At 56.6% G+C, this 15486-nt stretch carries 10 protein-coding genes; 5 read left to right on the top strand and 5 right to left on the bottom strand.

The features are described 5' to 3' along the window. Positions 1 to 2 precede the first annotated feature (2 nt). From ACZ1HN_RS04550 to ACZ1HN_RS04560, 3 genes are read left to right on the top strand one after another with little or no spacing between them, the layout of a single operon-like run. Positions 3 to 4664, top strand: coding sequence for a MupA/Atu3671 family FMN-dependent luciferase-like monooxygenase (locus ACZ1HN_RS04550; protein WP_472726635.1), 4662 nt, complete (start codon positions 3 to 5; stop codon positions 4662 to 4664). After that, positions 4661 to 5302, top strand: a complete 642-nt coding sequence (locus ACZ1HN_RS04555; protein WP_472726636.1) for a 4'-phosphopantetheinyl transferase family protein — start codon at positions 4661 to 4663, stop codon at positions 5300 to 5302. Before ACZ1HN_RS04550 ends, ACZ1HN_RS04555 begins: the two co-directional genes overlap by 4 nt. 11 nt (positions 5303 to 5313) lie before the next feature. Next, the gene (locus ACZ1HN_RS04560; protein WP_472726637.1) at positions 5314 to 6255 is read left to right on the top strand and encodes a hypothetical protein; all 942 of its coding nucleotides are present in this window, start codon (positions 5314 to 5316) and stop codon (positions 6253 to 6255) included. Between the two features lies 1 nt (position 6256). On the opposite strand, the gene ACZ1HN_RS04565 is transcribed toward ACZ1HN_RS04560, so the two are convergent. The 3 genes from ACZ1HN_RS04565 to ACZ1HN_RS04575 form a co-directional block, all read right to left on the bottom strand. After that, complete coding sequence (locus ACZ1HN_RS04565; protein WP_472726638.1) at positions 6257 to 6691, bottom strand: hypothetical protein; 435 nt, start codon at positions 6689 to 6691, stop codon at positions 6257 to 6259. Next, complete coding sequence (locus ACZ1HN_RS04570; protein WP_472726639.1) at positions 6660 to 8702, bottom strand: tetratricopeptide repeat protein; 2043 nt, start codon at positions 8700 to 8702, stop codon at positions 6660 to 6662. Before ACZ1HN_RS04570 ends, ACZ1HN_RS04565 begins: the two co-directional genes overlap by 32 nt. A gap of 141 nt (positions 8703 to 8843) precedes the next feature. Then, positions 8844 to 9644, bottom strand: a complete 801-nt coding sequence (locus ACZ1HN_RS04575) for a sugar transferase (protein ID WP_472726640.1) — start codon at positions 9642 to 9644, stop codon at positions 8844 to 8846. Between the two features lie 364 nt (positions 9645 to 10008). Between ACZ1HN_RS04575 and ACZ1HN_RS04580 the strand changes: the two genes are divergently transcribed. Both ACZ1HN_RS04580 and ACZ1HN_RS04585 read left to right on the top strand, forming a co-directional pair. After that, entirely contained in the window at positions 10009 to 11076 is a 1068-nt protein-coding gene (locus ACZ1HN_RS04580; protein WP_472726641.1) for a glycosyltransferase family 2 protein, read from the top strand. Next, entirely contained in the window at positions 11073 to 12164 is a 1092-nt protein-coding gene (locus tag ACZ1HN_RS04585; RefSeq protein ID WP_472726642.1) for a hypothetical protein, read from the top strand. Before ACZ1HN_RS04580 ends, ACZ1HN_RS04585 begins: the two co-directional genes overlap by 4 nt. Here the strand turns inward: ACZ1HN_RS04585 and ACZ1HN_RS04590 are convergent. Together ACZ1HN_RS04590 and asnB are read right to left on the bottom strand one after the other, a co-directional pair. Beyond that, positions 12161 to 13513: an oligosaccharide flippase family protein gene (locus tag ACZ1HN_RS04590; protein WP_299204283.1), complete on the bottom strand. Its 1353-nt coding sequence runs from the start codon at positions 13511 to 13513 to the stop codon at positions 12161 to 12163. The genes ACZ1HN_RS04585 and ACZ1HN_RS04590 overlap by 4 nt on opposite strands. 15 nt (positions 13514 to 13528) lie before the next feature. After that, positions 13529 to 15481 (bottom strand): asparagine synthase (glutamine-hydrolyzing), encoded by a 1953-nt coding sequence (gene asnB, locus ACZ1HN_RS04595; protein WP_472726643.1) that lies wholly within the window; start codon positions 15479 to 15481, stop codon positions 13529 to 13531. Between the last annotated feature and the right edge of the window lie 5 nt (positions 15482 to 15486).

Below are 15486 nucleotides of genomic sequence, written 5' to 3' on the forward strand. Positions count from 1 at the left end.
TAATGTCTCAGTTTTCAGCAGTCCTGATTGGTCACGAAAGCCTTGTCATTCAATGCGGCGAGCTTTTGCGTGCAGATGGACACTCTATTGTAGCGATTGTCACACGTAATGCTGATGTGAAGGTTTGGGCTGCCGATGCAAATGTGCCAGTACTGGCGCCCGGTGCCGACTTGGCGACACGGCTTGAGGGGCAGACCTTTGATTGGCTGTTATCCATTGCCAATCTCGACATCATTCCGGATGCGGTCTTGTCCTTACCAAAGCGCGGTGCCGTGAACTTCCACGACGGTCCCTTGCCGAAGTACGCAGGCCTGAACGCACCAGTCTGGGCAGCACTGGCCGGAGAAACGAGCCATGGCATCTCTTGGCATCTGATCGAAGGTGGCGTGGATGAGGGTGATGTGCTGGCCCGCGCCTCGATCACGATCACGCCCGAAGATACAGCGCTGACACTGAACACGAAGTGCTACGGCGCAGCGATCGAGAGCTTTCCCGCGTTGATGGCTGAACTGTCGAAACCTGAACCAGCCCGGCAGCCACAGGATCTGAGCCAACGCAGCTATTTTGCACGAGACGCACGCCCAATACCGACCTTGGATTTTGCTCAACCTGCCGGGGATCTTGTGCGTTTTATTCGGGCGTTGGATCACGGCGACTACTGGAACCCGTTGACTTTGCCCTGTTTTGACGCGGGCGGGCAGCGCTTGCTAGCCCGTGCGGCAATCATTTCAGAAAACCCCTCAGGCGCCGCACCGGGAACGGTCGTTACGGCGGATGCCGAACAGCTTGTCGTCGCCACAGGACAGGGTGATCTGGTGTTGACCCGGATCACCGATGTGCAAGGTCAGGTTGTTACACCAAACGAGGTGACAAGCGCCGGTGTCTTTTTGCGCAGTCCAACAGACGCGGAAAAGAGCGGCCTTGAGAAAGACTTGGCTGCGTTAGCCAAGACTGATCCAGCGTGGCGTAAGACGCTCGAGGATATTGCCTCTCCAGATCTTCCATTGATTGCCAAAGCCACCGGACCTGTGCAGGTGGTGACCCGACCGGTTGTGGTGCCAGCCGGGATGACGCCGAAAGAGGTGCACGCCGCCTTTGCCATCATGATGACCCGGATGACCAAAAATGCCTGCATGGATTTGGCGGTGGCTGTTTCGGGTCCTTCTCATGCGGCGGGATGGGTGCCGGTGCGGGTCACATTGGACGACAGCATTGCTCAGATGACGGACAAGTTGGCCGCCGATATCGAAGCGGCAAACGCGCGCGGTGCCTTTGCCGCTGACCTCATTGCGCGCCTTCCGGGCAGTGATCCGGCCTTGCCCGTATTGGCTCTGTCTGATGACGTTGAGGCCGGACTTGTTGGTCCCTCGGCACTGACACTTGCAACGACCTCTGAAGGGGTCACTCTTCTGGCTGACGGCAATCGAGTTCGGGAGGCGGCAGTTGATCTTTATGCTGCGCGCCTGACCCATGTGTTGGAAAACCTGAGCGGCTGCGACAATGCCCGCAATCTACCGATCCTGCCGCCCGCTGAACGCTTGCTGACAGTTGAGACGTGGAACGCAACGGCCACGGACTTTGACCGCACCAAATGCGTGCATCAGGCATTCGAAGAACAAGTTGCCCGGACGCCTATCGCCGAGGCACTCGCTTTCGAGGGCCACAGCCTCACCTACGAGGCGCTCAATGCAGCTGCCAACCGGCTCGCGCATAAGCTTATCGCCATGGGAGTCAAACCGGGAGTGATCGTGGGGCTGCACTTGCCAAGGTCGGCCGAATTGGTGATCGCAGCGCTCTCGATCATGAAGGCTGGAGGGGCGTATCTGCCCATGGATCCGGCCTTTCCGGCAGACCGTACAGCGCTTTACATCGAAGATAGTCATGCAGGCGTGGTGATCACCAATGCCGAATTGGCAGCGGCGCTTCCAAACAGTGACACCCAGGTTTTTGACATTGCCACAGACGTCGCAGATCAACCCGTCGCGAACCCTTCAAGCGGTGTCGCAAGCACCGACCTCGCCTACATGATCTACACCTCCGGCTCGACCGGACGGCCCAAGGGCGTGATGGTCGAACATCGCAACGTGGCCAACTTCTTTGTCGGCATGGATGACCGGCTCGACCACGCGGCTGGCGGCGTGTGGCTGGCGGTTACGTCGCTGTCCTTCGACATTTCGGTGCTTGAGCTGTTCTGGACCCTCGCGCGTGGTTTCAAACTTGTGCTGTCGGGTGATGAAAGCCGCGCGCTCGTGGCCGGGGACGAAGCTGGCCCGGGTGGCGTGCCCGGCGGTATGGAATTCAGTCTGTATTATTGGGGCAACGACGACGGAAAGGGGCGCGACAAGTATCGATCGCTTCTGGAAGGCGCGAAGTTTGCTGATGAAAACGGTTTTGTAGCGGTCTGGACACCCGAGCGGCATTTCCATGCTTTTGGTGGGCCCTATCCCAACCCGTCGGTGACCGGCGCCGCAGTGGCCGGCATGACGCGCAATATCGGTGTGCGGGCGGGGTCTTGTGTCGCACCGTTGCATCATACCGCCCGGATTGCCGAGGAATGGGCGGTGATCGACAACCTCACCAACGGGCGTGCCGGACTGGCCATTGCCAGCGGCTGGCAACCGGATGACTTCGTGCTGCGCCCGGAAAACACGCCCCCTGAAAACAAGCCTGCCATGTTCCGCCAGATCGAAGACTTGCGCAAACTCTGGGCCGGCACGCCTGTGTCCTTCCCGCGCAAAGACGGCCAGATGCACGAAGTTGTCACCCAGCCGCGCCCAATCTCGGACACGCCGGACCTGTGGGTCACGACTGCTGGCAATCCCGAGACATGGAAAGAAGCCGGGCGCAACGGGTGCCATGTGTTAACCCACCTCTTGGGGCAATCGGTGGACGAGGTTGGCGACAAGATCAAACTCTACCACGCGGCCTTGCGCGAGGCGGGTTATGATCCCGCGCAGTTCAAGGTGACGCTGATGCTACACAGCTTCCTTGCCGCCACCCGGGATCAAGCCCGCGAGATCGCGCGCGAACCGATGAAGGACTACCTGCGTTCGGCTGCAGGGTTGATCAAGCAATATGCCTGGGCCTTTCCAGCGTTTAAGAAACCCGAAGGGGTCGACAATGCATTCCAATTGGACCTCGGCTCGCTGACCGACGAAGAGTTGGAAGGTATTCTCGATTTCGCTTTCGAACGGTATTTCAACGACAGCGGCCTGTTCGGCACTGTCGAAGATGCGCTTGCCCGGGTCGAACAGGTCAAAGGCATTGGTGTCACCGAAGTTGCTTGTCTTATTGACTACGGGATCGAAGTGGACACGCTTCTGGACGGGCTGACGCCGCTGGCGGAGGTGGTGCGCCGGGCAAATGCGGATACCGCGCCGGCTGCTGACGATTTCTCGATCGCCGCGCAGATTGCGCGCCACAAGGTTACCCATCTGCAATGCACACCTTCAATGGCGCGCATGCTGGTAATGAACGACGCGGCAAGTGCCGCATTGCGCCCGGTCAAACACCTCATGCTCGGCGGCGAAGCCTTGCCCGGTGCGTTGGTGCGCGATCTGAATGCGCTGACCGAAGCGCATATTAAAAACATGTACGGTCCCACTGAAACCACGATCTGGTCGACCACGGGCCATGCATCGGCAGATGCAGGAGTGGCGGGCATCGGCACACCGATTGCCAACACGCAGGTCTATGTCCTTGATGACGCAATGGAACCACAGCCCATTGGTGTTGCTGGAGAGTTGCATATAGGTGGCGATGGCGTGACGCGCGGCTACTGGCAACGTCCGGAACTCACTGCGGAACGCTTTGTCCCCGATCCGTTCCAAACCGATCAGAAAGCCCGACTTTATCGTACTGGCGATCTGGCGCGTTGGCTGCCAGGCGGCGAGCTGGATTTCTTGGGACGGGCCGATTTTCAGGTCAAGCTGCGCGGATACCGGATAGAACTGGGCGAAATCGAGTCCGCTATCGACACGCTGGATGGGGTGCGTCAGTCTATTGCGCTGGTGCGGGAGGATGTCCCCGGTGCGCAGCAGCTGGTCGCGTATCTGTTGGCTGACGGGTCGGTGACTGAACCGGGGCTCAAGTCGGCATTGGCAGATGTGTTGCCCGCCCACATGATCCCAAACCGTTTTGTTGTATTGGATGCTTTCCCGCTTACACCCAACAAGAAGGTTGACCGAAAGGCATTGCCTGCACCGGGTGCACCAGCGCGGCCCAAACCTGCTTCCGTTCCGCCCACTCAAACCAGCTCGCAAGCTGACGCACCTGCCGCGACCGCTGGATTTGATGGGGATATCACGATGGCGATCTCTGGAATCTGGAGCGCAATCCTTGGGGTTGGCGACATCACCGCGCGCGACAACTTCTTTGATCTTGGTGGTCACTCGATCCTGGCAGTACAGGCGCATCGGGAAATCAAGGCACAACTGGGCGTGGCGAGACTGTCCATAACCGACATCTTCCGTTTCCCGGTTCTCGGAGACCTCGCTCAAGCGGTCGAAGCCAAGATGAGCGCCACGCCAACTGCCCGGGCTGCGACCGCTGCAGAAGTCAGCGCACCTGCTACGGCCCCTGAAGTGGAAGCTGTGCCATCTGGGCGCGCAGATGCCATGGCTCAACGTCGGGCCATGCGCGCCCGGCGGCGTCGGGCGAGATGAGTGCGCTTGATGCACTATGTCAGCAAGTACAGGGATATGTAGGCCCGAGCGTCGGCATAGGTGTGGCGGACCCGAAGGGGTTGGCCAACGGTCTTGATCCTGTTGAAGCCGTCGCGACTACACGCATGATCGACAAACGCCTGCGCGAGTTTGCTGCAGGGCGTGCGGCCGCGCGGCGCGCAATGCAAGCCATCGACTGGCCGCCCATGCCGGTACCTATGAGACCGGACAGGTCGCCTTGTTGGCCAGCAGGAGTTGAAGGTTCCATCAGCCATTGCAACAGTGCTGCGATAGCCATGGTCGCAAGGAGTGGAAACATACGCGCGCTGGGCGTGGATATGGAAGAAGCCGAGCCGCTTGATACAGACCTGTGGGATACAGTCCTGACCCCAGACGAACGGGACCGGACCGACAACGGGCTCAGTGCCAAGCGCATCTTTTGCGCCAAGGAAGCGGTCTATAAGGCGCAGTTTCCGATAACCGGGCAACTACTGGGCTTTGAGGACGTTGTTGTTACCCTGAAAGGCACTCAATTCACGGCGCGCATCAAGAGTGGAGGCGACGACTGGTCCGGGATCATTGTTGGTTCCAAGGTCCTGCCCAAAGAGTTGATCGTTGGCATTGTGACTTTGCTCTAAGGATTTTTCTTATGCTCAGAAGGATATTGCGCAAATCAACGGCTTCCCTGTTCCTGTTGCTGTCTGCCTGTGGGTTGACCAGTCGCTGTGGTGCCCCCGATCCGGTAGATGAGGCGACGTTCAATGCGCTTTATGCCAGTCCGAACGATATTCCTGATGCGCCGCTCAAGGTCTATCATCTGGGCCACAGTCTGGTTGGCCCTTACATGCCCATGATGCTGCAGCAACTGGCCGATACGGGCCATGGCTATAACAGTCAATTGGGATGGGGATCTCCGTTGCAGCAGCACTGGGAACCGGACGTTCCGATCAATGGTTTTGAAGAATCCAATGGCCCACCCGCCTATCGCGACGCGAAAGAGGCGATGGCATCAGGGGAGTATGACGCAGTTGTTCTGACGGAGGCGGTCGAAATTCGCGATACCATCAAGTACCATGACCCGCATGACTACCTGCGTAAGTGGGCGGTCGCGGCCTGGGACGGTAACCCTGATACCCGCGTATATCTCTATGAAACCTGGCACACCCTTGATGACGCCGAGGGCTGGCTGGAGCGGCTTGACCTCGACCTTGAGCGCTATTGGGAAGGGAAAATCCTTCGACCTGCCCTGGCCTATAAGGAGGTCAATAACCCCATTTACATCATCCCAGCGGGGCAAGTGATGGCGTCCTTTGTACGCAAGGTCGAAGCCGCGGATGGTATCGGGGCCATCCGGGACCGCACTGATCTCTTTGATGACGACATTCACTTCAGTCACTTCGGTGGGTATCTGGTGGCGCTGACCCACTATGCGGTGCTTTACGGGCGGTCGCCCGTGGGTCTGCCACACAATATGCGATTGCCCGACGGCAGCACTGCGGATGACCCGGGGCCAGAGGCTGCGAGGGTCATGCAGGAAACGGTTTGGGACGTTGTGACGTCCTACCCGCCCAGTGGTGTAAGGCAGAACTAAGTTAGTCGCTCAGCGCTGGCAGTTGTTCAAGGCGCGCTGCTTCGTCCCTGGCTATTTTGAACTGCGGGCGTGGATCATTGTCATCGGCAAGCTCAAGCATTTGTTGATATTGCGCGATGGCGTCGGCCCGTCGATCCAACGCGCCGTAGACTTGCCCCAAGTGAAACTGCACGATTGGGTCTGATGGCAGAGCGGACGCCGCCAACTCCAAATAGGGTAGGGATTCTTCGAAGTTTCCTCGTCTGAAGGCAACCCAACCGTAGGTGTCTTGCATTGCTGGCACGTTCGTGTCGCGGAAACGCCGCGCCACGATCCACGCACGTTCAAAGCTGTCTTCATCGGTCTTGTGGGTTGCCAGGAGGCTTGCCAGATTGTTGGCCGCGATCAGATCGCCAGAGTTCCGCTCATAGATCTCGTTCGTAATTTGTAATAGCACTGTCAATATCACCGGAAGCCTCAAACTCTGCCGCTTGAAACCAGAGAAGATCCCGATTGTCCGGATCAATCGCGAGCCCGTCCCGCAAGGTTTGGCTGGCTTCCGCATTTTTTTGTTGAAGGCGCTGGAAACGGTAAAGCTGGCTCCAGACCCGCATGCGGTTGGGATCTTCTTGTACGAGCGTGCTAAGCAGTGTTTCGGCAACATCCAGATTTCCGTTGGCTGCATGGGACGTTGCCAAGATGAACTGGAGGGACGGATTCTCGGGGTGTTTGGCGACCAGCTCCTTGGCTTGTTCCAACGCCTTTTCTGTCTGGTCCGAACTAAGCCGTGCTCGCAACAGAGTCATTTGAGTATTGAGAGCTGAATCCTCCCGGGTTGCCAACTCCTCCAAAAATCCAAGTGCTTGTTCCAGTCCTTCTCGGCTGCCCAAAAGCCGCGCCTGAAGCGCGTTGGCAACAACCAAAGTGCGTTCAGTTCCAATGCTACGCAGTCGTTTGATCACTTGATCTGCGCGAGAGTAATCCTCGGACGCCAAATAGACTTCGCCCAAGAGGACCAGAAGATCGGCATTTGACCGATCGCGACGAAGAGCGGCGATCAACACTTCTTCCGCGGCCAGATAGCGCTCATCTGCAGCAAGCACGCGCGCATAGCGCAGGGTTGGCGCCGGGGCATTGTTGGAGGCATCCACCGCCAGAGCCAGAAAATCCCATGACAAATCACGATTACCTGCACGGGCATAGGCCTCCGACATCAAGGTAAGTGCGGCCACGTCGTTCGGAGCTTTGTCGAGGGCCAGACGAAGGTCGGCGATCGCGGCATCGGTTGCATCGTTACCGATCAGCCAGGTTGCGCGCATCTTGAGCCCTTCAACATGGCGGCTGTCGGATTCCAACACTTCATCGACCAAGCGTTTCGCATCCACCACATTGCCCGTTTGGATCATCATTTGCGCCAGGGTGATCTTGATGTCGTTCGGTTGCGCGGATGGCGTGGCTTGATCAAGTAGAGCTTGCAGGTCGGCGATTGCCTTATCGTGCGCACCCGCTTCAAAATCGAGCATTGCCAGTAGCATCTTTAATTTGTCGGGCTGGGGCGAAACTTCCAGCGCCGCGATCAGTTCCGCGTGGGCCGTTTCGGGGTCGCGCATGTCGCGCAAGAACCGCACAAGGCCAATAAACAGAGCTGGATCCTCTGCAGCAGGATCCGCAATTTCGCGAAAGAATGCCTCCGCCTTGTTGACCTGATTGCGCCTCACGTAGAAGCGGATCAGGTCTTGCTTGGGTCCATCATCATCGGCAAAGAGGGCTACCATGTTCCGCAACTGGTCTTCTACCGCCGCATAGTCCTGTAGTTCGTTCAGCAGTCCAAGGCGTTGGGTGTAAAGTGTCCGGTTGTCCGGCTTACTCGCGATCATGCGATCCAACTGACCCAAGGCCCGATCCAGCTTCCTGTCGCGCATGTAGGCGTCAAAAAGGACCTGCTGTAGCACGTCGCTGTCAGGATTGTCTGCGGCAAGGCGTTCTGCTTTGTCTCGCAATGCATCCCGGGCCGGCCCATCGCGTGCCTCTAACGCCTCTTGGTAACGTAGGGCGAGGTCAATGATCTGGCTACGTGGAGCATCGGGGGCAAGGGCCACTGCTTGTGCAGCATGGCGCACGAATTCTTGCCAGTTGCGCGCCTCAAAAGCAATTTCGGCCAGAATGGTTCGCCCCTCGACATGGTCGGGCACCTGTTCGACCAGTCGCAGATAGTGGCCATAAGCAGCGCTCTTGTCGTTTTTGTCGAGCATGAGCTGCGCCATGGTTTCGCGCGCTTCAACATGGTTGGCCATCAGTTCGAACACGTTGCGCAGTTCGATAGCGGCCCGATCCAAGTCGCCTTGGTCGATCAATTCAAGCGCAGAGGCCAGATACTTTTCTGCGCGCTCCTCAGCAGTGTCGCAGGCCGCGAGAGACAGGCACAGGCTTATGGCCAGAACAAAGTTGCGCGCGAGCAGAGGCCACATGGTGAAATCCCGAAACAACAGAAAAAAACTAGCCCGTCAGGCGAGCCATACTTGAACCAAGTATCGTTCTAATCGTTCGATCTGCCGTAGGCAATTCACACCTACGGCAGCACACTCGACGCAAATCAAAGTTTGATCAGATCAATGGCCTGTTGCTTTGAGCACTACCGACACTGTCTTGGCCAGAACGTTCATATCGGTGCCGAATGACACTGCTCGTGCATACTTGTCATCGTACAGGGCACGGTCTGCAAAGTCACAGTCGTTGCGGTCCGAAATCTGCCAGAAACCAGTAATGCCAGGCCGTAGCCAGTAGTAGGCAACACCAGGATACTGTGCCTTTTGGCATACCATCATTGGGCGGGGTCCAATGAGCGACATTGACCCGACGAAAACGTTCAATAGCTGCGGCAGTTCATCAAGAGATGTCTTGCGCAGGATGCGCCCCACCTTGGTAATCCGGGGGTCTTCCTTCAGCTTTTGCGTGCTTTCCCATTCTGCGCGAGCATCAGGGTTGGCAGCAAGATAGCTTTCCAGGCGCGCATCGGCGTCGATGGTCATGGTGCGGATCTTCCAGATGCGAAAGGTACGCCCATTCCGCCCAATACGCAGCTGTGAATAGAATGGTTTGCCACCGTCCATAGCCACCAAAGCAGCCATAACCAAAATGATTGGGACAACGATAGGAGCTGTAAGGACAACAAGGAAAAGGTCCAGGGAGCGCTTCGCATAGGAGTGGTAGAAACCACCGAGGCGAGACTTGTAGCGCCCCCTGAAGAAAACAGAGATTTCGTTCTGAAAATCGTGTGATTGAATGGTCATAAACAAGAGCCTTCCGGCTTGGTTAAAAACAGTCAGCCCAGTAAAAAAGTCAGGCCTTTTTGAAAATTCGATGTTGTTTGTGACGGGAGCAGATGTGCCGACACGTAACGTGTTTACCATTTGTTAACCTGCCGCCAAAGTGAAATTAGCGTGAATCCGCCCAATAACGTGGTAAACGCTGAAAAGGTTTGTTGCTCGATCAGAAACCCTCAACTGATGATAGAATGGCTTCATCTTTTCCGAGTGAATTTCAGAAAAATTTCAGAAATTTCCAATATGGCAAGAGAATCAGTAGCGAATCAATCCGTAAAGCTACACAGGAAAATCCGATGTAAGCGGCCGTACCGAAGCGTGTCTGAGATGTTCGGATATGCATCACTCAGTGAAATTTTGGCGATCAAATCAACATGCCGGTTGTGACGGCGCTATCTTGCTTATAGGCCTACGGGCATATTTCGAACATGTATCAAGGTGGATACGCATCTTGCCTTTTGTAAGCCGTGTAATTGACAAGCTGCGCTACGTTTATGCGCAACAAGCGAAAAAAGCACGGATCAAGCGAGCCTCCAAACTCCTTTCGGGTCCGCCATCGATCGTGTTGGGCGAGGCTGACGTGGCGATGGTCTGCTTGATCAGGAACGGTATGTATTATCTGGACACGCTGTTGTCCCACCATCGAAAGATAGGGGTCAAAAAGTTCCTGTTCATTGACAACGGTTCCGATGACGGCACCCGGGAACGTTTGGCACAGGAACCTGGTGTTACCGTGATTTCCAACTTGCTACCGGTCGCGGCATATGAATGTGACATGCGCGCCGAGATTGCTCGAGAGGTCATCAGTGGCGGCTGGTTTCTTTTTCTGGACAGCGACGAACTGCTGGACCTTTCGCACGGAGAGGGGCGCGACATCACTGAGTATACGGCTTACTGCAATGCGCACGGCACGACATGTGTTATCGCGCAAAGGTTGGACATGTATGCAACGGACCCATTGGCGGAAACCGAGTCCTGGAGTTATGAGGACTCTGTACGTCGCTTTGATCAGTTCAGCGAGTACGGGATTACCGAGTTTGAATACCACGACCGCGAAAACGTCGATGTCTGGTGGTTCCTAAGTTCGAATGATGTGACCAACCCAGCCATCAAGCTCAAGTTTGGCGGCATTCGGGGTGAGATATTTGGCGAAGACTGTGGTCTGACCATTCATCCATTGGTCAAGAACCTGCCAGGGATTGATCTGCGTCCGCATCCACACTTTGCCAGTCGTGTAACCTGCGCGGACTTTGCCGTTCTTGTACGCCACTACAAGTTTGCTGGACCTTTCCTAAGTCGAGAACGGCAGCAGGTTGCGCTTGGCACGTGGCAACATGGCGAAGGTGAGAAGCGCTTGAATGTCATTCAAGATTCCGACTTTTCCATCCGAAGCGTAGAAGATCAGCATTATTCTGGTACAACAGACTTGGTCGCGAGCGGGTTTCTTGCCTGCTCGGAACGTTTCTTGTCACAGTTTCCGGCGCCGAATATGCGACACACAGGTCAGGAACATAATTGAAAGTTCTGCTTTTTCTGATTTACGGCGATCAACGCGTCTATCATCTGGAATTGACGTACAGCATTCTTTCAGCTTGGCAGTACCTCAAGGACGACCCCGCCGACATCCGCATTGTATTGGCGTCGGATGAGGCCAACCAAAGGCCAGACCTACCTGTCGATTCGCTGCTCTTGTCGCCCCAGATGATGGCGGACTGGAGCATGCGAGGCACCTATCACCATGCGATCAAGCTTCATACGATGCACCATGCTTTGCAAAAGTATGCTGCCCCTGTCGCGATGATCGATAGCGATACTGTGTTCATGAACCATCCAAAGCATTTGTTTGAACGCTTTGGACCTGAACGGGCGCTTATGCATGCATGCGAAGGGCCGCTTGAAAACAGTGCCGAGTGGCCAGAATGGAAAGCCCTGATCCAAAACTGTGGGGGCCGCGTTGCCGGACGACCCATATCCTCACAAACGATAATGCATAATGCTGGGGTTTACGGACTGATGCCGGAACATGCCTCGTTGATGCAAACTGCGGTCGCGATTCTTGAAGACCTGCGCAAACATGGGTCGGTCTTTACAGCGGAACAACTGGCGGGTTCCGTTGCCCTCCATGACGTGTTGGAGATTGCTGAATGCAGGGATTTGATTGAACATTATTGGCACGGCCCGCGTGCTTACTTTCACTACCAGATGGGCCAGATGTTTCACGGTGTAAGGGAAGGGGGCGGTGTTGCTGATATGAACATGCGGCTCCCAACCTTGCAGCGGCATATCCCGAGTAGGCCTGCACATCAAGTTGTCGCGCGCCTGAAGCGATTGCAGCGCCGCGCACCGTCAGAGTACGAGTTCGCCTATCGTGCCTATCTTGGCGCGCATTCGACCCGCCTGTCGGATCCGGAATTAGCGAATGTCTGGGCTTTGACCGCTTTGAACATGCTGACATGGGGCATGCCGGACGGGAAACTGTCGCGGCACACTATCCAAACGGATTTTGCTTTGTTCGCGCCGGCCCGCCTACACGAACAGAACTGGATGACTGTTTCCTTGCAGAAACGGTGGACGGCCTTTTGGGCGGAAGCCGAAAAGGGCCTTTAGAAGGCCCAGAGCACCTCGAGCCCGTCGCGATGGAACCAGAGCATGAAGCTGGTTAGTCCAGCAGCGACCAACGCAAAAAACAGATCGTGCCAAGGGTCCCAAGCGCCGTGTTTGTAGGCAAGGCGCACCACCAGTGGATGTACAAGGATTTGGGACATCCACAAACCAATCAACGCACCTGGCAGCCCGTAATACTCCATCCCCAGGATGAACAATGCGACTTGGGTCGACGCCTTTGCCAAGAGCAGAAAAAAGACACCGCGGGAGTCCCCGCGCCCCAGCGCGGCGAAGTCATAGGTCATCCCGATGAGGTAAGGCACGCCCATGCAAGCGATCGCAACCACGACACCACCTGCAGCCAAGAACCGGTCATCATACAGGAAATCCACTACCCAGATGCCTAAGAATGCTGCCGTGAACTGCATTGAGAATACCGCTGCGGTCATCATGAAACGCATTTTGCGTACCTTGTTGAAGTTCTCGCGGGTCTCATGGGGCGGGCACTCACGATGGAGCGGGATCATCACTCGACTCATCACCATTGCCGCAAGCGCTTGGGGGAAGCTTGCGAGGAAGTATCCGATGTTATAGATACCGAGGCTTTCCAAGGTCATGTATTTGCCGAGGATTGCCTTGTCTCCTTGCGTTAACAAGAAGCCGCAGAGCGTGCTTAGGAAAATCCACTTCCCGAAATGTATCAGGTCCCAAGCGGCTTCGGAATCCCAGCGCAACCGATTTGGTGCACCCGGTAGAAAGAGATGCATAATGCAAAGGCGAATGATCGCACCCGTGACACTGCCGATCACCAACGCCCAGATCGAACGCAGCGTCCACGCCAACAGTAGCATCACCAAGAGACTGAAAAACTGCGAGATGATGTCGAGAATCGTCATACGCCCGACCATCAGGTGGCGACTGGCGCTGTCGATCCGTGTCGGATTGAACCCAGCGATCAACAGGCTCAACCCGGCCACAGGCAGCATCATTGATAATCGGTCGTCTTCGTAGAACCATGCAGCCAACGGCCCCAATCCACAGCACACCAGCCACAGGATCCCCCCACGGATCGCCTGAACCGTCCATGCGGTGTTCAGGAAATCTGGGTCGTCACCCTTGGGACTTTGTTGAATGGATGGTGCGATTCCAATGTCTGACAACATTGTCAGACCCACCAGGAAAACGGTGATGATCGCCATGAGCCCAAAGGCTTCGGGAAATAGAAGTCTTGTCAGAACGAGGTTTGACGCCAAGCGCAGAATTTGCGCGGAGCTGAAACCGATGAACGTCCAGCCAGTGCTGCGCAACAGCCGAGCGCGCAACCCGTCGCCTCCTAACACACGTTGAAACATTGCCCGCTGCCCCACCTAGTTGCCTGAAAGGCTGAACTCTTCAAGCCACGCTTGAAACATAAGTACGTTCCATAGCTGCAGACCCCAATTGTGACTGCCCTTTTGATGCTGGTCCCACATCTGACGGATCAATGCCGGTTGCAGAAAACCCTCGCGTTTCAGTCGGTCAGGCGTGATCAACGCTTCGGCCCAGTCGCGCAAACCACCGCGAAGCCAGAGGCCGATTGGCACTTCGAACCCCATCTTGGGCCGTTCAATCAAATCTTTGGGCACATGGCGATAAAGCACCTGACGCAAAAGCCACTTGGATTTGCCTTCGCGGATTTTCATATTCAATGGCAGCGGCCAGATGAACTCGGCCACCCGGTGATCCAGAAGAGGAGCCCGGCTTTCCAACGCCACCGACATTGTCGCGCGATCCACCTTGGTCAGGATGTCGTCCGGCATGTAGGCCAGCATGTCCAACTGCATCATGCGTTCGATGTCGGTAAGATCCCCCCGCGGCGGCAGGTGGTCAGCCAAGATCGACGGAGGGTTATTACCATTGATCACGGCGGCTTCAGGGAAGCGCCAGACCGACACCATCTTGCGATGTAACTCATCGACATTCCGGCTGCGCGCATAGTTTGCAATGCGGTGCATGCGCTGGCCATTGGGTTCCTTGCCTTGCGGTGTAGGCCGGATCGGCTCCATCACTTTGTTCAGCAAACTGGCGGGCAGCGAACGGATGGTTGCAGCGCCGAGGCTGCGCAACGGCTGGGGCAGGGCGCGCAGAATTTTGAGAAATCCCGCGCCTTGGCGATAACGATCATAGCCGCCAAAAAGCTCATCCCCTCCATCCCCCGACAAAGCGACCGTTACATGTTCGCGGGCCAGTTTGGCCACCAAATGCGTAGGGATTTGTGAACTGTCGGCGAAAGGTTCGTCATACATCGCAGGCAATGCCGGGATCACGTCGCGCAGATCGGTGTCGGCTACGTAAAGCTCGGTGTGGTGAGTGCCAAGGTGCTGGGCAATTGCCTTGGCGAACTCAGCCTCATTGTAGCGCGCTTCATGAAATCCGATGGAAAAGGTGTGCACGGGTCGGTCTGATAAGTGCTGCATCAGGCCCACTATGGTCGAACTATCAATGCCACCCGATAGGAAGGCACCAAGCGGCACGTCAGACACCATCTGGTTGCCCACCGCGTCCAAGAGCAGGGCCTCAAGTTGGTCAATCGCCTCCTTGTCCGTCGGTACAGGTCCTTTGGGCATGGAGGCCACTGACCCCCCGTCCCAATAAAACCAGCGCCGCGGATCCGGTTGCGCACTTGACAATGTCGCCATCTCGCCCGGCCGCAGCTTCTGCACACCAGAATAGATGGTGAGATCTTCGGGGACATGGCCATGGCGCAGCATTGCCGTGAGTGCATCGCGGCGCACCTCGCCATGGAAAGCTGGATGGGCGCGCAGGGCCTTGAGTTCGGAGCCAAAGAGGAAGACACCCCCCTGCCAGCCGTAATACAGCGGCTTTTCCCCAAGCCGATCTCGGGCCAACGTCAAAGAGCGATCCTTGCGATCCCAAAGTGCGATGGCAAACATGCCTTCGGCGCGGGCCAACGTATCTTCGAAGCCCCATGCCGTGATACCTGCAAGCAATACCTCGGTATCTGAAGTGCCGCGCCAAGACGGTGCATGGCCCGCTTGTTCCAAGTCTCGCCTCAGGGTCGCGTGGTTGTAGATTTCACCATTGTAGACAATTTGATATCGGTCACATGCAGATGCCATGGGCTGGTGTCCCGCCGACGAAAGATCGACGATGGCCAATCGCAAATGACCAAGGCCAACGCCGGCTTCGGGGTCGATCCAAAGCCCCTGACTGTCTGGACCACGGTGGGAGATAGCGTCCATCATCGCCCGCAGGTGCGGTTCAGATCGCGCTTTGACTTCTGCCTGTCCGGAGAACAAAAACCCGGTAATGCCACACATAACGA

It is taken from the genome of Tateyamaria sp. GN1-10 (assembly GCF_055693845.1).